Source organism: Mycobacterium sp. IS-836, from assembly GCF_001954275.1.
Taxonomy (GTDB): Bacteria; Actinomycetota; Actinomycetes; order Mycobacteriales; family Mycobacteriaceae; genus Mycobacterium.
The window spans coordinates 65947-85246 of the sequence record NZ_MBEU01000041.1 but is presented as its reverse complement, the minus strand read 5'-3'; the positions used below and the strand labels follow the sequence as shown (position 1 = coordinate 85246).

General features: G+C 66.2%; 15 protein-coding genes. 4 read left to right on the top strand and 11 right to left on the bottom strand.

All coding sequences use genetic code 11. From position 1 onward, the window contains the following. Positions 1 to 6 precede the first annotated feature (6 nt). Positions 7 to 1089: a sulfate/molybdate ABC transporter ATP-binding protein gene (locus A5747_RS12235; RefSeq protein ID WP_076124451.1), complete on the top strand. Its 1083-nt coding sequence runs from the start codon at positions 7 to 9 to the stop codon at positions 1087 to 1089. Positions 1090 to 1105: 16 nt separating this feature from the next. On the opposite strand, the gene A5747_RS12230 is transcribed toward A5747_RS12235, so the two are convergent. From A5747_RS12230 to A5747_RS25765, 5 genes are all read right to left on the bottom strand, one after another. After that, positions 1106 to 3055 carry a gamma-glutamyltransferase family protein gene (locus A5747_RS12230; protein ID WP_233148027.1) on the bottom strand — a complete coding sequence of 650 codons (1950 nt, stop codon included), beginning with the start codon at positions 3053 to 3055 and terminating at the stop codon, positions 1106 to 1108. 19 nt (positions 3056 to 3074) lie between these two features. Next, complete coding sequence (locus A5747_RS12225) at positions 3075 to 3788, bottom strand: sirohydrochlorin chelatase (protein WP_076124449.1); 714 nt, start codon at positions 3786 to 3788, stop codon at positions 3075 to 3077. Continuing rightward, positions 3785 to 4528, bottom strand: a complete 744-nt coding sequence (locus tag A5747_RS12220) for a phosphoadenylyl-sulfate reductase (RefSeq protein ID WP_076124447.1) — start codon at positions 4526 to 4528, stop codon at positions 3785 to 3787. The genes A5747_RS12225 and A5747_RS12220 overlap by 4 nt, the downstream gene beginning before the upstream one ends. After that, positions 4525 to 6192, bottom strand: coding sequence for a nitrite/sulfite reductase (locus A5747_RS12215; RefSeq protein ID WP_076124445.1), 1668 nt, complete (start codon positions 6190 to 6192; stop codon positions 4525 to 4527). Before A5747_RS12215 ends, A5747_RS12220 begins: the two co-directional genes overlap by 4 nt. Positions 6193 to 6307: 115 nt before the next feature. Beyond that, positions 6308 to 6364 carry an Ms4527A family Cys-rich leader peptide gene (locus tag A5747_RS25765; RefSeq protein ID WP_368072687.1) on the bottom strand — a complete coding sequence of 19 codons (57 nt, stop codon included), beginning with the start codon at positions 6362 to 6364 and terminating at the stop codon, positions 6308 to 6310. Positions 6365 to 6567: 203 nt separating this feature from the next. Between A5747_RS25765 and hemW the strand changes: the two genes are divergently transcribed. Further along, on the top strand, positions 6568 to 7740 hold the full coding sequence (gene hemW / locus A5747_RS12205; RefSeq protein WP_076124499.1) for a radical SAM family heme chaperone HemW: 1173 nt from the start codon (positions 6568 to 6570) through the stop codon (positions 7738 to 7740). Between the two features lie 3 nt (positions 7741 to 7743). Here hemW and A5747_RS12200 read toward each other — a convergent pair whose 3' ends face one another. Both A5747_RS12200 and A5747_RS12195 read right to left on the bottom strand, forming a co-directional pair. Next, positions 7744 to 8961, bottom strand: a complete 1218-nt coding sequence (locus A5747_RS12200; RefSeq protein ID WP_076124443.1) for a sodium-dependent bicarbonate transport family permease — start codon at positions 8959 to 8961, stop codon at positions 7744 to 7746. A gap of 229 nt (positions 8962 to 9190) precedes the next feature. After that, a complete protein-coding gene (locus A5747_RS12195) occupies positions 9191 to 10432 on the bottom strand; it encodes a sodium-dependent bicarbonate transport family permease (RefSeq protein ID WP_076124441.1) in 1242 nt (413 codons plus the stop codon). 358 nt (positions 10433 to 10790) lie between these two features. Here A5747_RS12195 and A5747_RS12190 point away from each other — a divergent pair, with 358 nt between their 5' ends. Continuing rightward, on the top strand, positions 10791 to 12140 hold the full coding sequence (locus tag A5747_RS12190) for a salicylate synthase (RefSeq protein WP_076124438.1): 1350 nt from the start codon (positions 10791 to 10793) through the stop codon (positions 12138 to 12140). A 115-nt stretch (positions 12141 to 12255) separates the two neighbouring features. Then, positions 12256 to 13704, top strand: coding sequence for an FAD-binding oxidoreductase (locus A5747_RS12185; protein ID WP_076124435.1), 1449 nt, complete (start codon positions 12256 to 12258; stop codon positions 13702 to 13704). On the opposite strand, the gene A5747_RS12180 is transcribed toward A5747_RS12185, so the two are convergent. The 4 genes from A5747_RS12180 to A5747_RS12165 all read right to left on the bottom strand — a co-directional run bounded on the left by A5747_RS12180 (position 13701) and on the right by A5747_RS12165 (position 19250). Then, positions 13701 to 16532 (bottom strand): RND family transporter, encoded by a 2832-nt coding sequence (locus A5747_RS12180; RefSeq protein WP_076124433.1) that lies wholly within the window; start codon positions 16530 to 16532, stop codon positions 13701 to 13703. The genes A5747_RS12185 and A5747_RS12180 overlap by 4 nt on opposite strands. Continuing rightward, positions 16529 to 16927 carry an MmpS family transport accessory protein gene (locus A5747_RS12175; protein ID WP_076124430.1) on the bottom strand — a complete coding sequence of 133 codons (399 nt, stop codon included), beginning with the start codon at positions 16925 to 16927 and terminating at the stop codon, positions 16529 to 16531. The genes A5747_RS12180 and A5747_RS12175 overlap by 4 nt, the downstream gene beginning before the upstream one ends. A gap of 186 nt (positions 16928 to 17113) precedes the next feature. After that, positions 17114 to 17539 carry a hypothetical protein gene (locus A5747_RS12170; RefSeq protein WP_076124428.1) on the bottom strand — a complete coding sequence of 142 codons (426 nt, stop codon included), beginning with the start codon at positions 17537 to 17539 and terminating at the stop codon, positions 17114 to 17116. A 61-nt stretch (positions 17540 to 17600) separates the two neighbouring features. Then, positions 17601 to 19250, bottom strand: a complete 1650-nt coding sequence (locus A5747_RS12165; RefSeq protein ID WP_076124425.1) for a (2,3-dihydroxybenzoyl)adenylate synthase — start codon at positions 19248 to 19250, stop codon at positions 17601 to 17603. Positions 19251 to 19300: the final 50 nt, after the last annotated feature.

The following is a 19300-nucleotide window of genomic DNA, read 5'->3' as shown; positions in this document are numbered from 1 at the left end:
GACTTTATGACAGCCGCCCAGACCGACCAGCGCGAAAATGCCATCGTCGTGCGCGAGGCAAACAAGCGCTATGGCGATTTTGTCGCGCTCGACGACGTGGATTTCGTCGTACCCGCCGGCTCGCTGACGGCGTTGCTGGGCCCTAGCGGGTCAGGAAAATCGACCCTGCTGCGCACCATCGCCGGCCTCGATCACCCCGACACCGGAACCGTCACCATCAACGGTCGTGACGTGACGCGAGTACCGCCGCAGCGCCGCGGCATCGGATTCGTATTCCAGCACTATGCGGCGTTCAAGCACATGACCGTTCGCGACAACGTGGCCTATGGGCTCAGGATTCGCAAGCGGCCCAAGGCCGAGGTCAAGGAGAAGGTCGACAACCTGCTGGAAGTGGTGGGGCTGAGCGGATTTCAGACCCGCTATCCCAACCAGCTGTCCGGTGGTCAACGACAGCGCATGGCGCTGGCCCGCGCGCTGGCCGTCGATCCGGAAGTGCTGTTGCTCGACGAGCCGTTCGGCGCCCTGGACGCCAAGGTCCGCGAGGACCTACGGGCCTGGTTGCGGCGCCTGCATGACGAAGTCCACGTCACCACCGTGCTGGTCACCCACGACCAGCACGAGGCGCTGGACGTGGCCGATCGGATCGCCGTGCTCAACAAGGGCCGCATCGAGCAAGTCGGTTCTCCCACTGAGGTTTACGACTCTCCGGCGAACGCGTTCGTCATGTCCTTCCTGGGCGCGGTTTCCGCATTGAATGGCGCGTTGGTCCGGCCGCACGACATTCGGGTTGGTCGCAAACCGGACATGGCGATCGCCGGCGGCGACGGTACCGCCGAGTCCATCGGCGTCGTGCGCGCCGTCGTCGACCGGGTGGTGGCGCTGGGTTTCGAGGTGCGCGTGGAGTTGACCAGCGCGGCCACCGGCGGCGCGTTCACCGCCCAGATCACCCGGGGTGACGCCGAGGCACTGGCCCTGCGGGACGGCGACACCGTGTACGTGCGCGCCACCCGGGTGCCCCCGATAGTCGGCAGCGACACCGTCGGCGTCGGCGACGCCGACGAAGACCAGACGACGCTGACGACGGCGTAGCGGGCGGCGGCGGCCGTTATCCGTTGTCGCCCATCACCAAACCATCGCGGCGCGGGTCGGCGCCGCCGCTCCACTTCGACGAGCTGCGGGTGATCGCCGAGAGCCCGCTGGACTGGTCGGCCAGGTTGACCTGATGTCCCAGTTCCCGCAGGCCCTGCACCAGTGGGTCGTGATCGCCGTTATCCGAGGCGTTGATTTCGGGGTCCTCGCCGCCGACGTTGGTAAATGGGGAGTTCTCGGCCCCGAAATCGACCAGGGACACGGCCTGCTGGGGGTTGAGTCCCCAATCCAGCATTGCCACAAGGGTTTTCACGACGTACTGAATGATCGTGGAACCGCCGGGCGAGCCCGTCACCGCATACAGTGGGCCCCGGCCGCCCGGCGCTGGGTCGAACACCAGCGTCGGCGCCATCGAGCTGCGTGGCCGTTTTCCGGGCTGGACACGGTTGGCCACCAGCGCTCCGTCGGGCGTGCGGGGCTCGGCGGCGAAATCGGTGAGCTGGTTGTTGAGGATGAATCCGTCGACCATGTGGAAGGAGCCGAACGACGCCTCGATGGTCGTGGTGAACGCGGCCGCGTTGCCGTAGGAATCGATGATGCTGACATGGCTGGTGCCGTGCTCCGGGGCGGGTGGCGCCACACCGGCGGGCATGCCGAAGTCGCCCGGCCTGGCGATCCCCATCGTGCGCTGCATTGAGATCAGCGCGGCGCGACCGGCCAGATAACCGGGGTCGATCAGCGCATTGAGCGAGCCGCCGGGCGGTCCGACGAAATCGGCGTCGGCGACATATTTGTCGCGGTCCGCGTAGGCCAGCCGCTCGGCTTCGGAAATCAGATGCACCCCCATCACACTCGGGCGGCCGCCGTTGAGATCGACACGGCTGGGCGGGTAGTCAGCCATCGGAAGATGCTCGAGGACTCCGAGCGTGGCCGCCACCGCGACGCCGCCCGACGACGGCGCGGGCATGCCGCAGACTTGCCGGCTGCGATACGTCGTGCACAGCGGTTCGCGTTTCTTGGCCACATAGCCCGCCAAATCCTCGCTCGTCATCTCACTTGGCGTGCGGCTCTCCGACGTGTCGGCCGCCGCCGCGACGATGTCGCGGGCGATGGCGCCGGTGTAGAAGGCGCCGATGCCCCCGGAGGCTATGGCGAACAACGTTTTTGAGTACGCCGGGTTTGTCAGGCGCGTTCCCGCGGCCCTGGGCCCGCCGTCGGGATTCAGGAAATACCCGCGCGCCTGCGCGTCGCCGCGCAGCTGCGCCGCCGAGTCGGAGATGGCGGCGGCCAACCGGGGGCTGATGTCGAAACCGCCGTCGGCCAACGCCATTGCGGAGTTGAAGAGGTCGCGCCACGGCGTGTGCCCGTGGTCGTTGTGCACGAGTTCGAGCATCCGCAGGATCCCCGGGACTCCGATCGAGCGCCCCGAGGCGCGCGCGTTGGGCCTGGGTGGGACCTGATCGTTGTCGCTGATCCAGCGCAGGTAGTTCTCGCCCGCCGCCGCGGGGGCGACTTCGCGGCCGTCGTAGGCCTGCACCGCGCCGGTATGGGCGTCGTAGTACAGCACGAATCCGCCGCCGCCGAGGCCCGAGGACTGCGGTTCGACCAGCCCCAACACCGCCTGGGCTACCACCAAGGCGTCGGCGGCCGTCGCCCCGTCCCGCAATACCCGGCAGGCCGCCTGGGTCGCTAACGGATTGGCCGTGGCGACCGCGTAGTGAGCGGTCTGCACGACGGTCATGTCGCTGCGGTAGCCGCTCGCGATCTCGGGATTCTTCGCGGTGTTCCGCGACGACGGCGCCGAAACCGCGGGCGCCGACGGCGTCTTGGACGCGGGTGTGCCATTGGCCACGATCTCGCACGGGCCCGCCGCGTTGGGCGCGGCCGCGTGGTTTCCGCCGCTACACCCAGCCAGGGCCAGCACCAGCGCAGCCAGCGCGGCTCCAATTGGCAAGGGCGTGTTCAACACCCGAAGTGTACGGGAGTCAGGCCGCAATCAGGTCGGCGCGGGCGTTGCGGGCTTCATCAAAGCGATCCAGCACGGTCTCGGCCACCAGTCGGTGCGCGCCCAACGGTTCCGCCAGCTCCATGCCGGCGTAGTCGGCGAAACTTCGCACGCGGTCCGGCAGCCGCCCGGGCGCCAGGAACCACGGCGCGATGATGATCCGTCGGGCGCCCTGCCGCCGTAACCGGCCGGCGGCCTCGGCCAGCGACGGTTCCGGACGGGTCACGAACGCCGTTGTCGCGCCCGCCCAACTCGTGCCTGCCAGCAGATGGGTTGCCACCCGCCGAGTCCGCGCGTTGGCCATGGCGTCGGACGACCCTATCGCCGCCACGAGCACACCAGCCCGGTCGTCGTGCCTTGAGACATCCACGTCGGTAACCCGCTGCCGCAGCACCGAGATCAGCCGTGGATCTTCGCCGAGCACATCGGCCAGGGCAACATCCACACCCGACTGGGCGATCTGGCGCGGTATGTCGACGCGGGCGTGGTAGGCGTTCGCCAACAGCAGGGGCGTGACGACGGCGTCGCGACAGTCGGCCAGTACGTCGGCCAGGCTGGGGGAGTTCAGCTCGCAGAACGCAAGCCGCACGTCGAGGCCGGGCCGCAGGCGCGCCACCTGGTCCGCGACGGCGCACGCATTGGCAGCCGATCGCGGATCCCTACTTCCGTGTGCCGTGAGCACGAGGGTGGTCACGACGCGTGCAACCCACATTCGGTCTTCGACAGTCCCTGCCAGCGGCCGCTGCGCGGGTCGGCGCCCTCAACGGGTTTGGCGGTGCAGGGAGCGCAGCCGATCGACGGATAGCCTTCGTAGACAAGGGGATTGACCAACACGTCGTGCTCGTCGATGTAATTCTGCATATCCTGATCGCTCCACGCCGCCAGCGGGTTGATCTTCACCAGCTTGAACGCCTCGTCGAAGCTGATCAGCGGCGCGTTGGCGCGCGTCGGCGCCTCCACGCGACGAAGTCCGGTCACCCAGGCGGAGTAACCGCGCAGCGCTTTGCCCAGCGGGGCGACCTTACGCAGCCGGCAGCACTCACCGGGATCGCGGGCGAACAGGTCTTTGCCCAGCAGTTGGTCCTGTTCGGCGACGCTGTGTTCCGGCGTGACGTTGAGAACCCGGACGTCGTATACGGATTCAATCGCGTCGCGGGTGCCGATGGTTTCGACGAAGTGATAGCCGGTGTCCAGGAACAGCACCGGCACACCCGGCCGCACCTTGGCGGCCAGGTCGACCAGCACTGCGTCCTGCATGTTTGAGGCCACCACGTAGTTGCACGTGGCCCAGCCGCGGGGTCCGTTGATGCCGCCGAAGTTCTCGTCGGTCCACCGCAGGAGGTCGGATGCGCTAGCGCCTTCGAGCTCCGCGGCGCCGCGCTCCGCCAGCTCACGCAGAGCGGCCTCGCTCGGCACGGTCGATTGATCGCTCATCGCAGATCGGCCTCCTCCGCGCGAATCGCCCACTGCGCGAACCGTTCACCTTCGTTGCGGTGCTTGATGAAGTTACGCACCACCCGGTCGATGTAGTCGCTCACCTCGTCGCTGGTGACCTTGTGCTGACGCAGCTTTCGGCCGAATCCGCTGTCCAGGCCGAGGCTGCCGCCCAGGTGGACCTGGAAGCCCTCGACCGAGCCGCCATGGCCGTCGTCGACCATCTGACCCTTGAGCCCGATGTCGGCGACTTGGATTCGCGCGCACGAGTTCGGGCAGCCGTTGATGTTGACGGTGATCGGCACGTCCAGCTGGGAGTTGATGTCCTCGAGACGGCGCTCCAGCTCGGGCACCAGACCCTGCGCCTTGCCGCGGGTTTCGGCGAAAGACAACTTGCAGAATTCGATCCCGGTGCACGCCATTAGGTTTCGGCGCCAATGCGAGGGCTTGGACTGCAGCCCCAGCGCCTCGACGCCGGCGATCAAATCGTCGAGCTTGTCGTCGGGGACGTCGAGCACCACCAGCTTCTGGTAGGGGGTGAACCGGATCCGGTCGGACCCGGCCCGCTCGGCCAGCTCGGCCACCGTCGAGAGGATGGTGCCGGACACCCGGCCGGCGATCGGAGCGAACCCGACGGCGTTGAGCCCGTTCTTGAGCCGCTGCACCCCGACGTGATCGATCGGATGCTTGACCGGCTCGGGCGCCGGGCCGTCGATCAGGCGACGCTTGAGGTATTCGGTTTCGAGAACTTCGCGGAACTTTTCGATGCCCCAGTCCTTGATCAAGAACTTCAGGCGTGCCTTCGACCGCAGCCGCCGGTAGCCGTAGTCGCGGAATATCGACGTCACCGCCGCCCACACCTCGGGCACCTCGTCCAGCGGGACCCAGGCCCCGACCCGCTGGGCCAGCATCGGGTTGGTGGACAGCCCGCCGCCGACCCACAGGTCCAGCCCCGGGCCATGCTCGGGATGGTTGACGCCGATGAACGCGATGTCGTTGATCTCGTGCGCGACGTCCTGCAGACCGGAGATGGCGGTCTTGTACTTGCGCGGCAGGTCGGCGAAGTCGGGCTGGCCGATGTAGCGGCGCACGATCTCGTCGATCGCCCAGGTGGGATCGAGCACCTCGTCGAGTGACTCGCCGGCCAGCGGCGAGCCCAGAATCACGCGCGGGCAGTCACCGCACGCCTCGGCGGTCTGCAAGCCGACATCGGCGAGCCGGCGCCAGATTTCCGGGACGTTCTCCACCTCGACCCAGTGGATCTGCACGTTCTGGCGGTCGGAGATGTCGGCGGTGTCCCTGCCGAACTCGGTCGAGATCTGGCCCACCGTGCGCAGCGCGGCGCTCGACAGCGCGCCGCCGTCGCAGCGCACCCGCATCATGAAGTACTGGGCTTCGAGCAACTCGGCATTGTCGTCGCCGGTGAACGTGCCGTCGTAACCCTGCTCGCGCTGCGTGTACAGGCCCCACCAGCGGAAACGACCCCGCAGGTCGCTTTTGTCGATGCTGTCGAATCCGCCCTTGGCATAGATGGTCTCGATGCGCTCGCGGACCTCGAGGGGGGCGCCGGCCTGCTTCATTTCTTCGTTGGGGTTCAGCGGCTCGCGATCACCCAGCGCCCACTGGCCCTCACTACGGGGCTTTGCGGGACGTGCGGTGGTCATTCGGGGGGTTCTCCTTCGCGAACGTTGTCAGCCATCAGCGCGCAGGAAACCGGTATCTCCGGGCTGCGCAGATCCGGGGGCCAGCTGGAGGTACAGGTGGGCTGGGTCTACGACATCAAGGCAGACAGCAACAGCTACAGACGCGCTTGAGGTCGATATGCCGCCGCGCCACGAGGGCGATACGCAGGCTGCGGTTGGCGACGGTCACGCGCCCATTCTGCCATGAATACCGACGAGCTTCGCAACCAGGTGAAATTTCTCCTCACGGTGATTAAAACTAGCGATCCATCCTGGGCGAACGGGTTGCGAAAGCGGAGTATTCCCTGGGAGGAATCGGGCATCCGGCCGATCCCGCCCGCCGTGGGATCATTTGGCATGGCACTTCCCGACGTATCGGCCGACCTGCCCGACATGCAGGCGACGCGTGGGCGGCCGTTCGGGCTGTATGTGCATGTCCCGTTCTGCATCACTCGCTGCGGTTACTGCGACTTCAACACCTACACGCCCGCGGAGTTGGGTGGCGTCAACCCCGACGCCTGGCTGGAGGCGCTGCGCGCGGAGCTCGAACTCGCGGCGGCGCGGCTGGACGCACCGACGGTGAACACGGTGTTCGTCGGGGGCGGGACGCCGTCGCTGCTGGGCTGCGAACGCCTGGCCGCGCTGCTGGGCATGGTGCGCGACCAGTTCGTACTGGCACCCGATGCCGAGGTGACCACCGAGGCCAACCCCGAGTCGACGTGGCCGGAATTCTTCGATGCCATCCGCGCGGCCGGATACACGCGCGTGTCGCTGGGCATGCAGTCGGTGGCCCCACGGGTGTTGGCGACCCTCGATCGCGTGCACTCGCCCGGGCGCGCGGCCGCCGCGGCCGGCGAGGCGATGGCCGCGGGCTTCGAACACGTCAACCTCGACCTGATCTATGGAACCCCCGGGGAAACCGACGACGACCTGATGCGTTCGGTCGACGCGGCCCTCGAGGCGGGCGTCGATCACGTGTCGGCCTATGCCCTGCTCGTCGAGGAGGGCACCGCGCTTGCCCGGCGGGTCCGGCGCGGCGAGCTCGACGCCCCCGACGACGATGTGCTGGCGCATCGCTACGAGCTGGTCGACGCCAAGCTGTCGGCGGCCGGGATGGCCTGGTATGAGGTGTCCAACTGGTCGCGGCCCGGCGGCGAGTGCCGGCACAACCTCGGCTACTGGGACGGCGGCGAATGGTGGGGGGCGGGCCCCGGCGCGCACGGCTACGTCGGCGCGACGCGATGGTGGAATGTCAAGCACCCCAACACTTATGCCGAGATGCTGGCGCGCGCCGCGGTGCCGGTCGCGGGCTTCGAGCAGCTCGGGCCCGACGCCCTGCACACCGAAGACGTGCTCCTGAAAACTCGCCTGCGCCAAGGACTTCCGCTGGACCGGCTGGACTCCACCGAACGCGAACGTGCGCAAGCCGTCGTCGCCGACGGGTTGTTGGAGCCCGAGGGCGAGCGCCTGGTCCTCACGGCGCGCGGGCGGCTGCTTGCCGACGCGGTCGTGCGGACGCTGCTGGGGTAGTGCTCAGGTAGCCGGGAACCAGTGCCCGACAACGCGAACCATCTCGATGTACAGCGGAATCCCGATTGTGACGGTGTAGGAAAACGTCAAACCCAACGAGGCGGCCAGCGGCAAGGTAGGGCTGGCCTCGGGGATGCCCAGGCGCTGCACCGCCGGGAGCGTGATGTAGGACGCGCTGCCGCACAGCACCGCGAACAGCACGTAGGTGCCCGGCTGGAAGTGGGTGTCGGTGAGGTAGGAGTAGGCCTGGGCGGCCAGGATGCCAAGCGCGGCATACAAATTCGGCGCCAGCAAGCCGAAGAAGATGAACCCGCTGCCGGCGAGCCTGAGATCCCGCAACTTGCGCGACGCCGACATGCCCATCTCGAGCAGGAACAGGCAGAGCACTCCCTGGAACGCCGCGACGAAGAGCTCGTTCTGGTCGTGAACGACCTTCTGTCCCTGCAGTGCACTGATGAAGCCGATCGCGATGCCGCCGACGAGCAGAATCAGGCCGGGATTAAGGAACACCTCCTGCAGGATTTCGCGCGAGAACAGCGGAGCCTTCATGCGCTCCGGTGCCGCGTACCACTCGGGGTGCGCCCGCTTTTCCAGGGAGAACTCCAGCTCCTCCTCGATGCCGCGCTCGGCGTCGTCGGTGAGGCTGCCGACTCGCTGGGTGGCCGCGCCCGGCCCGACCCGCGCGGGGGCCGCGTATCCGACCTCGTCCGGCATGAACCCCGCCTCGTCCATCCCCCTCTGCCGCATCCGAGCTACCAGGTACAGCGCCACCAGGCAGCCGGGAATCTCCATGAAGGCCAACATGACGGGCATGTAGGCGTCGAAGGCCATGCCGAGGCCCGCGAGGACGGCCACGCACGTGGCGAACGTTCCCGCCGAATCGGATCCGTAGTAACCGGCGACCGTCGCCCTGTCGATCCGCCGCAGCCGGGTCAGGTACCTCAGCACGAAATAGGTCAGCGCGCCGATCACGAAATTCGACGCGATGCCCACCGCCACGAAGCCGGCGATGTTGTCGATGTCGGCGGGTTTGACTTTGGCGAGTTCTTCACCGCCCTGCCAGCCGATCGCCACCAGCAGGTACATGGTGAGGCCTTGGTAGATCGCGTAGGGAAACTCGAACCGCACCTTGAGGATTGGGATCAGGAAGCCGAAGTAGAAGAACAGCAGCAGCGGCTTGAAGAGATTGTGGGTGAAGTTCAGCCACAACTCCTGAACCATCGCGCCTCCTGGTGAGCTGGCCCGGCCGAGTCGGGAGCGGCAACTGACGCGCGGCGTCCGAGGACTCACTAAAACCTTGAGGACTCACCGCAGCGGAGTCAACTTAGTGAAGCCCTCTTTACGAACAATTAACACGCTCGCATCGCGGAGGAAGCGCAGGGCATTGCGTCGTCGGCACCGCGGTAATCGCGACGGCCGAATCCCGCTGCGGCCGCGCCGATTTTGTCCGTTACGTGCCCGGGAACCAGTGCCCGACGATCCGGACGATCTCGATGTACAGCGGGATCCCGATGGTGACGTTGTAGGAGAACGTCAGACCGAGCGAGGCGGCCAGCGGCAACGTCGGGCTTGCTTCCGGGATCGCCAGCCGCTGGACCGCCGGTACGGCGATGTAGGACGCCGCACCGCACAGCACCGCGAAGAGCACGTAGGTTCCGGTCTTGAAGTCGGTGTGGGTCAGGTAGGCGTAGGTGTAGGCGGCGAAAATCCCCAGCGTCGCAAAGAGATTCGGCGCCAGCAGGCCGTAGAAGATGAAACCGAAGCCCGCGCTTCGCAGGTCCTTCAACTTGCGCGACGCCGTCATGCCCATCTCCAACAGGAACAGACACAGCACGCCCTGGAATGCCAACACGAAGAACTTGTCGTCGTCCGCGACGACCTTCTGCCCCTGCAACCCGCTGATGAGGCCGATGACGATGCCGCCGAACAGCAGGACCAGCCCAGGGTTGAGGAAGACTTCCTGGAAGAGCTCGCGGGAGAACAGGGGCGCCTTGGCCTGCACAGTCGCCGCGCTCCGCTCGGGCTCCCACTCCGGATGCTCCATCTTCTCCAGCGAAAGCTCCAGCTCCTGCTCGAGGGCGCGCTCGTCCTCGGACTCAAGGCTCGCGCCCTGTGGCGGCCGCGCCGGCGTGCCGGGACCGACCCCGACCTTGACGGCCGGCGTGTATCCGGCCTCGTTGGGCATGTAGCCCGCCGAATCCAACCCCCGGTGTCGCAAGCGCGCCACCAGGTACAGGGCGACCAAGCAGCCGGGCACCTCCATGACGGCCAACATGACGGGCATGTAGGCGTTGAAGGCGATGCCAACGGCGGTCAGGACTGCCACGCAAGTGGCAAATGTTCCCGCGGAGTCCGACCCGTAGTAGCCGGCCACCGTTGCGCGGTCGACGCTTCTCAGGGATGTCAGCCAATTCAGCAGCAAGTAGGCGATGCCGCCGATCACGAAGTTCAGCACGAAGCCCAGCACCATGAATCCCACGATGACCCCGACGCTGGAGGCATTGATCTTGGCGAGTTCTTCGCCTCCGTGCCAGCCGATGGCCAGCAGCAGGTACATCGTCAGGCCCTGGTAGATCACGTACGGGAATTCGAACCGGACCTTGAGGATCGGGATCAGGAAGCCGAAGTAGAAGAACAGCAGGAGCGGCTTGAACAGGTTGTGCGTGAAGTTGTGCCAGAACTCTTGCAGCATTGGTGCCTCTCTTGTTTAAGCGACGATCAGGGGAAGCACCGTCCGCAACCGGGCCACCAAGAATTCCCAAGACCGTGCAAGAATTTAACCCCGCCGGTGGGCGTCCGCCACTCGGACACAGCGCGAAGCGTCAGGGTTTAACACAGGCGTATCCAAATGGCTGATTCCGCCAAAGTTCGTGGTCACAGCGCCGCTGGTGGGCCGGTGTAAGCGACGCTCGACGTGAATCCGCTGTGACTTTTCTGGGGATTCACTGTGTGGCGTTGGTGTCGCCCGGACACGCCGGGGGAGGGCGGCACCGACGCCGCGCGGCCGGGGGTTGCGCGCGCTTACATAGGTTAGGCTACATTTACTAACCGTGACCGACGTCAGCGTTTCGCCGAGTTCCGCCGGTACCACGTCACCACCGATTCCGCTCCCCGCCCATATCGACCCCGCCGACCTGGCGGCGGAGCTGGCTGCGGTGCTGCCCGAGCGGTTGGGCGAGGAGTACCTGCTCTACGAGCACGGTGGTCAATGGGTGCTGGCCAGCGGTGTGCAGGCCATGGTCGAACTGGACAGCGACGAACTGCGCGTCGTCCGCGACGGCGTGATTCAGCGGCAACAGTGGTCCGGTCGGCCGGGCCCGGTCCTGGGTGAGACCGTCGATCGGTTGTTGCTGGAAACCGACCAGGTGTTCGGCTGGATCGCGTTTGAATTCGGCGTCTACCGCTTCGGGCTGCAGCAGCGGCTGTCACCGCGAACCCCGCTGGCCCGATTGTTTTGGCCACGCACCCGCATTGTGGTGACCTCGGAGACGGTTCAGCTTTTAAACGCGGGCACATCTCACCGCGAGGCGGTGCTCGGCCTACTCGAAGCCGGTGTTCCGCGCGCGGGCGACGCCCGCGAAGTCGGGGTGACCGCCGACCCGTCCGGCTACCGCGATCGCGTGGCGACGGCCGTCGGCGAGATCGGCGCGGGCAACTACCACAAGGTGATCCTGTCTCGTTGCGTTGAAGTGCCTTTCGCGGTGGACTTCCCGGCCACGTATCGGCTGGGCCGCCGGCACAACACCCCGGTGCGGTCGTTTTTGTTGCGCCTGGGCGGAATTCGCGCCGTCGGCTACAGCCCCGAACTTGTCGCCGCCGTCCACGAAGGCGAGGTGGTGACCGAACCCCTGGCCGGAACCCGCGCGCTCGGTCGCGGTCCCGCCCGGGATCGCGAGGCTCGTGACGATCTCGAATCGAATTCGAAAGAGATTGTCGAGCACGCGATTTCGGTGCGCAGCTCGCTGCACGAGATCACCGAGGTCGCCGTGCCGGGCACACCGGTGGTCACCGATTTCATGACCGTGCGGGAGCGGGGCAGCGTGCAACATCTCGGCTCGACGATCAGCGCCCGGCTGGACCCCTCGCGCGACCGGATGGACGCGCTGGAAGCGCTCTTTCCGGCGGTCACCGCCTCGGGCATCCCGAAGGCGGCGGGTGTCGAGGCCATCCTGCGCCTCGACGATCACCCGCGTGGCCTGTATTCCGGTGCGGTGGTGATGATTTCAGCGGATGGCGGGCTGGACGCCGCGCTGACGCTGCGGGCGGCCTACGAGCGCGACGGTGCGACGTGGCTGAGGGCGGGCGCGGGCATCATCGCGGCGTCGGACCCCGAACGCGAATTCGAGGAGACCTGCGAGAAGCTCTCAACGCTGGCGCCGTATTTGGTTGCGCGTCGCTAGCGGTCCAGCCGAGTAACGGTTGGGGCACGTTTGTGTCACCCCGCGTCACGTCGCGAGGCACCGCGGTTTTCGTGGTCGAGAATGCCGAACATGACGCAATCGCGGGAGCCCGACGATGGCGCGTGAAATCTCGCGGCAGGCGTTCCTGCGGGGCGCCGCCGGGGCATTGGCCGCCGGCGCGGTGCTCGGATCGGGCCGCATCGGCTGGGTGCGCGCCACCGCCGCTCCGAACGCCACCGGCTGGGACGGTCTGTCGAACGCCCTCGGCGGGGAGGTATTGCTACCGGGCAGTCCCCAATTCGGCTCGGCCAAGCAGGTTTTCAACACCAACTACAACGGCTATACGCCGGCGGCGATCGTCACCCCGAAATCGGCGGCCGACGTGCAAAAGGCGATGGCCTTCGCCGCCGCCAACAACCTCAAGGTCGCCCCGCGCAGCGGTGGGCACTCCTATATCGGGGCGTCCACCGCGAATGGCGCCATGGTGCTCGACCTGCGACAGCTGCCCGGGGACGCCAACTACGACGCCTCCACCGGGCAGGTCACCGTGACGCCGGCGACCAGTCTGTACACGATGCACCGGACCCTGGCCGCGGCCGGCCGCGGCGTCCCGACGGGTACTTGCCCCTCGGTCGGGGCCGCGGGGCACGCCCTGGGCGGCGGAATGGGCGCCCAGTCCCGGCACGCGGGCCTGCTGTGCGACCAGTTGACGTCGGCATCCGTGGTGCTGCCCAGCGGCCAGGCGGTCACCGCGTCCGCCGGCAGCAACCCCGATCTGTTCTGGGCGCTACGCGGCGGCGGTGGCGGCAACTTCGGCGTGACGACCGCGCTGACCTTCGCGACATTCCCGACCAAGGACGTCGACGCCGTCAACCTCAACTTCCCGCCGCAGTCGTTCGCCCAGGTGCTAGTCGGTTGGCAGAATTGGCTGCGCACCGCCGACCGGAACAGCTGGGCACTGGCCGACGCCACCGTCGACCCGATGGGCACGCATTGCCGGATCCTGGCCACCTGCCCGGCCGGATCGGGAAACGGCACCGCCGCGGCCATCACCCGAGCGGTGGGAATACAACCGTCCGGCACCGAGAGCCACACGTTCAACTACATGGACCTGGTGAACTATCTCGCCGTCGGGAACCTCAACCCGTCGCCGCTGGGATACGTCGGCGGATCCGATGTCTTTCCGACCGTCAACGCCGCGGTCGCCCAGGGGATCGCCTCGGCCGTCAATGCTTTTCCGCGCGGCGCGGGCCGCATGCTCGCCATCATGCACGCGCTCGATGGTGCCCTCGCCAGCGTGGCACCGGGCGCCACGGCATATCCGTGGCGCCAGCAGTCCGCCCTGGTGCAGTGGTACGTCGAGACCGGTGACCCGACCGCCGCGACCAGCTGGCTCAGCACGGCACACCAAGCGGTACAACAGTATTCGGTGGGCGGCTACGTGAACTACATTGAGGCCAACCAGCCGCCGTCGCGGTACTTCGGCCCGAACCTGGCCCGGCTGACCGCCGTACGGCAGAAGTACGACCCCAGCCGAATCATGTTCTCCGGGCTGAACTTCTAGCCCGCTCGCTGGGGTAATGGGCGCGACCGCACCAGGGTTGGCCACCAGAACCACGGCCCGAGGATCCGCAGGATGCACGGCACGATGAACGAACGCACGATCAGCGTGTCGAGGAGCAGCCCGATGCAGACGGTCGAACCCACCTGGCCGACGGTGCGCAGATCGCTGGTGAGCATTGCCAGCATGGTGAACGCGAACACCAAACCGGCGGAAGTCACTACGCCGCCGGTGCTTCCGAGCGCGCGGATCAGGCCGGTGTGGATTCCGGCGTGCAGCTCCTCTTTGACACGAAGGATCAACAGCAGGTTGTAGTCCGAACCCACCGCCACCAGGATGATGAACGTCAGCGGCAATACCAACCAGTGCAGCGGCAGGCCGATCAGGTGCTGCCACACGAGGATGGAGAGCCCGAACGCCCCGGCGTAGGAGAAGGCCACCGTGCCGGGGATGACAACGGCCGCCATCAGGCTTCTGGTGAGGAACAACATGATCAAGAAGATCAGCACGAAGGCGGCGATCGCCACGATCAGCAGATCGGACGCCGCGTACTGCTTGATGTCCTTGTTGGTTGATCCCGAACCGCCGATATAAACCTTCGAGCCGGCCAGCGAAGTCTCTTTGAGTGCCACGGTTATCGCCGTGGGGAACTGTTCTACGTGCTGCACGCCTTCGGGGCCGTTGGCATCGCCCTCATGGGTGATGATGAGCCGGGCCGCCTTGCCGTCGGGCGACATCAGCAGCTGCATACCGGTTTTGACGTCGTCGTTGTCGAAGGCCTCGTGCGGGATGTAAAAGAAGTCGTCGCTGCGGGACTGGTCGAAGTCGAGCCCCACATTGATCTGGTCTTCGAACGTCTGGTCGGTCTGGGTGGACTGCAGAGAAGACTGGCCGTAGGTGCTGACCAATAGCGAGGCTAACGCCTCCGAGTCGTCGGCCGTGAGTTTCAGCTGCGTGATGATTTGCGGCAAGGTCTTGTCGATGACCTCGAGAGAATTTACGGCGTCCTTGATGTCGTCGGCCATTTTGTCGAGGCCGTCGACCGATTCGAACAGCGACCTGAATGCGTAGCAGATGGGAATGTCGAAACAGTGCTTCTCCCAATAGAAATAGCTGCGCATCGGCCGGAAGAAGTCCTCGAGGTTGGCAAGGTTCGACCTCAACTCGTCGGTGACCTGTTGCATGTCTTCCATGGTGATGACCGTCTTGTGCATCTCATCCGACATCGTTTGGAAGAAGCCGATTTCTTTGCGCAAGACCGCGACCGTGTGCTGCGTAATCTGTGCCTGCTCGTTGGTATTGGCGTTTTGCTGCTTGGTGAACGGGAGCTGTTGACCGCTCCCGCTGCCTTGTGTGGTGAACAAGTAGGGAATGGTGGCATGTTCCAAAGCTCGGCCCATCGGCCTGGTGATGCTTTGCACCATCGCGACGCCGGGAAGGCGTTCGAGGGCCTTGGCCGCGCGGTCTAATGAGATGAAGTCACCCGAGTTCCGCATGTCGTGATCTGACTCGATCATCAGCATCTCGGAGAACAGCTTGCTCTTCGGGAAGTGCCGGTCGGCAGCCTGGAAACCGAGGTTGGCCGGGGAGTCGTGCGGCTGGTACTGGCGGTCGTCGTAGTTCTGCCGGTACGTCGGCACGAAGATCGCCCCAAGCAGAACGGCGGCGGCGCTGGCGAAGAGGATCGGCACCGGCCACCGGACCACGCTCGTCCCGAACCGCCGATACAGATGCGCCTTGGCCTTGCTCCTTGGGTCGAAGAGCCCAAAAAGACTGCCCACCGTCAAGAAGGCCGGGCCCAGCGTCAGCGCTGCGGCGATGGTAAACAGCATGCTGATCGCGACGGCCGGCCCCATGGTGTGGAAATAGTTGAGCCGCGCGAAGGTCAGGCAGTAACAAGCCCCCGCGATCGTCAGCCCCGAGCCGAGGATGACGGGTGCGACGCTCTTGTACGCGGTGTAAAACGCCTGCTCCCTGCTTTCGCCGTCGTGCCGGGCCTCGTGATAGCGGCCCATCAAGAAGATGCCGTAGTCCGTCCCCGCTCCCAGCGTCAGCGCGACGACGATGTTCACTGCGAATGACGAGAGCTCGATGTACCCGAGATGCCCAAGGGTGGCGATAACCCCCTTCGCGACCAGCATCTCGAACAGAACTCCGGCCAACGGCACAAACAGGTTGACGATGGAGCGGTACACCAGCAGCAACATCGCAATGATGAGGAAGATCGTCACGATCGTGATGTTGTTCAGGCTCGAATTCGCAATAGCCACAGTGTCTTTGGCGAGCGGGGCCGCGCCGCTGACATAGACCCTGAGCCCGGGCGGCGGCGCGTCCTTGTCGACGATATCCCGAACGGCGGCAACGGACTCATTCGCTTGCATCTGGCCGATATCGCCCGCGAGACGCAACAGCACGTATGCGCACTTGCCGTCGAGGCTCTGGGCCCCTGCCGCGGTGATCGGCTTCCCCCACAGATCCATGGCGTACTGCACATGCTTGGGGTCTTGCTTGAACCGGCGCATCAGATCGTCGTAGTACCGATGATCCGCGTCGCCCAACGGCCGGTTGGCTTCGAGCACGATCATGGCCAGGCTGGTCGAATTCGACTCGTGGAACTTCGCGCCGATGCTTAGCAGCGCGCGCTGTGACGGCGCGTAGTGCGGGACCAGTGGCCCCGCGAGCTCTTCCGCAACCCTCTCGACCTGCGGCATGAAGGTGTTCGTCGACACGGCGAGCAGGCCCCAGAAGGCGATGATCGGTATCGCGAAGATGCGGACCATCCTGGGGACCAAGGGGCGCTTCGCCCGAGGCTGCGCCTGGTGTTCGCTCATGCGGATTTCACCAGGCAATAGACGTGTGCGTCCTGATGAGCATCGGATTGTTCAGCGCGGACAACGCCATTTACCCGCAACCGGCAGCCGACTTGACCACCATGAACCTGCGCCGAGATGCTGCCGGACACCACCGTGAGTGTGGTCAACTCCGTATGCGACCACGGCAAGGTCGTGAGATCGACCTGGTGTGGATGTCCGTTGATGTCCACCCAGACGAGCATCCCGCCATCGCCGACGGAGCCGAACAACTCGTACGTGAGCCGTTTGATACTGAACTCCGGAGGCGCTGCCGGCTCATTGACGGTGATGACGGGCGGGGGATTAGAGAACTGGTGCACCTTCACCATGGCCACCGCGCCCACGCCGATAGCAATGACCGCCACCAATGGCATCCAGACGCGTGCCAAGACGGTCCTGCCGACCGAACGAGGGCTCACTCGATCACCTCTCCGAACTTCGGTTCCGGATCTCGTCTGCGCATCCCGCCCCCGCCTTCATGCCCATGCAGATAGTAGACGGTCATGTGCCTAACGGGAAATGGGAGCGCGCCCAGACGATCGGCACTGCGCCGGAACGCCTCAGTACGCCTTGCGCAGGTGCCTTTTCAGCCTTGCGCTTCTGAGAACCTGAACCGTGAGGTTCGTCCCGGCCAGCATGGGGAAAACCCCGAGAAATGTCCGCTCGGAGGGCGTCGCCCCATGCAGGTGGTAAAGGCTGCCGAACACATAAAAGCAGCCCACCATGAATAGAGCGCCGGGGATGCACAACGCCATCAACGAGCTGCGAGCGGCGATGATTTGCCGCGCATAGTCCAACTCATCGGGTGACAGCGGTTCGCGTTTGCGCACCTTTTGCGTGACCGCCCTGGCGCTGCCTATTTCTTCGCCTATCGCGGTAGGCGGTCGGTTGCGCAACTGCATTGTGAAGACGAAAGCAACCGCCGCGAACACCAGCGCCAGCACGAGGGCGAGTACCGTCAGAAAACCCCATAAAGCTTCACCCATTGTTCGGCTCCTTCGCGCCTGCCGTCGAACTTAGCATCGCGCACGCGACCGTCGCTTGGCGTCAGCCTACGGCGCCGACCTGTCGGGCGATCGCCTTTTTGTCGACCTTGCCGATGGGTGTGGTCGGCAGCGAGGGCATCGCGACCAACATGTCGGGCCGGGCGTGCGCGGCCACACCGCGTCGGTCGAGATAAGTGTTCAGTTGCGCCAGGCTGAGGGGTTCGCCGGTGAAAACGACGGCGACGCAAATCTTTTCGCCAAGGTAGGGGTCGGGCAGCGCGACGGCCGCGGCAGAGAAGATCGCGGGGTGGCTGAGCAGCTGCTCTTCGAGGTCCGCGGCCGCAATGGTCTCACCGCCGCGGCAGATCACGTCCTTCACCCGCCCGGTGACCACCAGGTAGCCGTCTTCCCGGCGGCGGACCAGGTCGCCGCTGCGGAAGAACCCGTCGGGATCGAAGCAGCGCTCGTTGTCGCGCTCGGCACGGAAGTAACCGTTGAACGTATAGGGGCCGCGCACCAGCAGCTCGCCCTCTTCGCCGGGCGCCACCGGCTCGCCCGCGCCGTCGACGATGCGCAGTTCGTCAGCCGCGCACAATGGCCGGCCCTGGGTGCCGTCGAGCAATTCCGGCTGATCGCCGGGACGGGTGAAATTGAGCAATCCTTCCGCCATCCCGAATACCTGCTGGAGGCCCGGGGTCAGCGTCGCGCGCACCCGTTGGGCGTCCTCGGGTTCCAGTTTGGCACCGCCAACCTGCAAGAGCCGCAACGACTTCGGTGTCAGCGGTTCCCAGTCGCAGGCCTGTGCCCACAGTTTGGCCAGCGCAGGCACCACGGCGGTGACGGTGACGACGTGCCGGTCGATGGCGGCGAAGGCCGCCTCCGGGCTGGGGTCGGTGCCGAACACGGTGGTGGCGCCCACCGTCATCGCACCGAGTAGCCCAGGACAGGCCAGCGGGAAGTTGTGGCCCGCGGAAAGCACCACCAGACAGACGTCGTCGGCGGTGAGCCCGCAGACGTCGGCGCTCGCGGTCGCGTTGAACACGTAGTCGTTGTGCGTGCGGGGAATGAGCTTGGGCAGGCCGGTGGTTCCGCCGGAAACCAGTAGCAGGGCAGGCGATTCCGGATCCACCGGCGCTTCGGTATCCGGAGCCGCCGCCGACTCGCACAGCCGCCGCCACGAAACGAACGAACCGGGGTCGCCGTCGACGATGACGTGCTGGAGCGTGGGGTGATCCTCGGCGAGCTGGCGTGCCATCGCCCGATAGTCGAAACCGTTTGCGGCGTCGGCAATTAACAGCGCGCTGGCTTGACCGACAGCGGCAAAGTGTCCCAACTCGGCGGCCCGATGACCGGGCAGACACATCACCGGGATCGCCCGCGCGCGCAACAGCCCGAACAACGCAACCGCGAATTGGCAACCGTTCGGCAGCTGCAGCAACACCCGGTCGCCCCGTCCGATGCCCAGACCGCGCAGCCCCGCCGCAGCACGGTCGGCCCGCTCGTCGAGTTCGGCATAGCTGAGTTGCTCACCCGGCACTGCATCGAGCACGGCGATCCGGTCGGGCCAGCGCCGGGCCGCGTCGGCGAGGATCGCGTCCACGGTCCGGCCCGTCCAATACCCGGCCGCCCGGTACGCGGCGGCCCGATCGGAGGGGAACGGCACGAATCCCTCCAGGCCTGTTGCCGCCGGCTGTGCGGTGTGTGCGGGCATCGGACTCCTCAATGGGGGGCTAGTGGCGGCGACCCGGTGATCGAGGATAG

What these genes read in the sequence shown, in the direction of transcription:
- hemW (WP_076124499.1), top strand. Translation starts at nt 6,568, where the DNA reads ATGGCACTTCCCGACGTATCGGCCGACCTGCCCGACATGCAGGCGACG.
- A5747_RS12175 (WP_076124430.1), bottom strand. Translation starts at nt 16,927, where the DNA reads ATGCCATTGGTGGCGGTCATTGCTATCGGCGTGGGCGCGGTGGCCATG.
- A5747_RS12200 (WP_076124443.1), bottom strand. Translation starts at nt 8,961, where the DNA reads ATGGTTCAGGAGTTGTGGCTGAACTTCACCCACAATCTCTTCAAGCCG.
- A5747_RS12185 (WP_076124435.1), top strand. Translation starts at nt 12,256, where the DNA reads ATGGCGCGTGAAATCTCGCGGCAGGCGTTCCTGCGGGGCGCCGCCGGG.
- A5747_RS12170 (WP_076124428.1), bottom strand. Translation starts at nt 17,539, where the DNA reads ATGGGTGAAGCTTTATGGGGTTTTCTGACGGTACTCGCCCTCGTGCTG.
- A5747_RS12220 (WP_076124447.1), bottom strand. Translation starts at nt 4,528, where the DNA reads ATGAGCGATCAATCGACCGTGCCGAGCGAGGCCGCTCTGCGTGAGCTG.
- A5747_RS12215 (WP_076124445.1), bottom strand. Translation starts at nt 6,192, where the DNA reads ATGACCACCGCACGTCCCGCAAAGCCCCGTAGTGAGGGCCAGTGGGCG.
- A5747_RS12180 (WP_076124433.1), bottom strand. Translation starts at nt 16,532, where the DNA reads ATGAGCGAACACCAGGCGCAGCCTCGGGCGAAGCGCCCCTTGGTCCCC.
- A5747_RS12165 (WP_076124425.1), bottom strand. Translation starts at nt 19,250, where the DNA reads ATGCCCGCACACACCGCACAGCCGGCGGCAACAGGCCTGGAGGGATTC.
- A5747_RS12195 (WP_076124441.1), bottom strand. Translation starts at nt 10,432, where the DNA reads ATGCTGCAAGAGTTCTGGCACAACTTCACGCACAACCTGTTCAAGCCG.
- A5747_RS12235 (WP_076124451.1), top strand. Translation starts at nt 7, where the DNA reads ATGACAGCCGCCCAGACCGACCAGCGCGAAAATGCCATCGTCGTGCGC.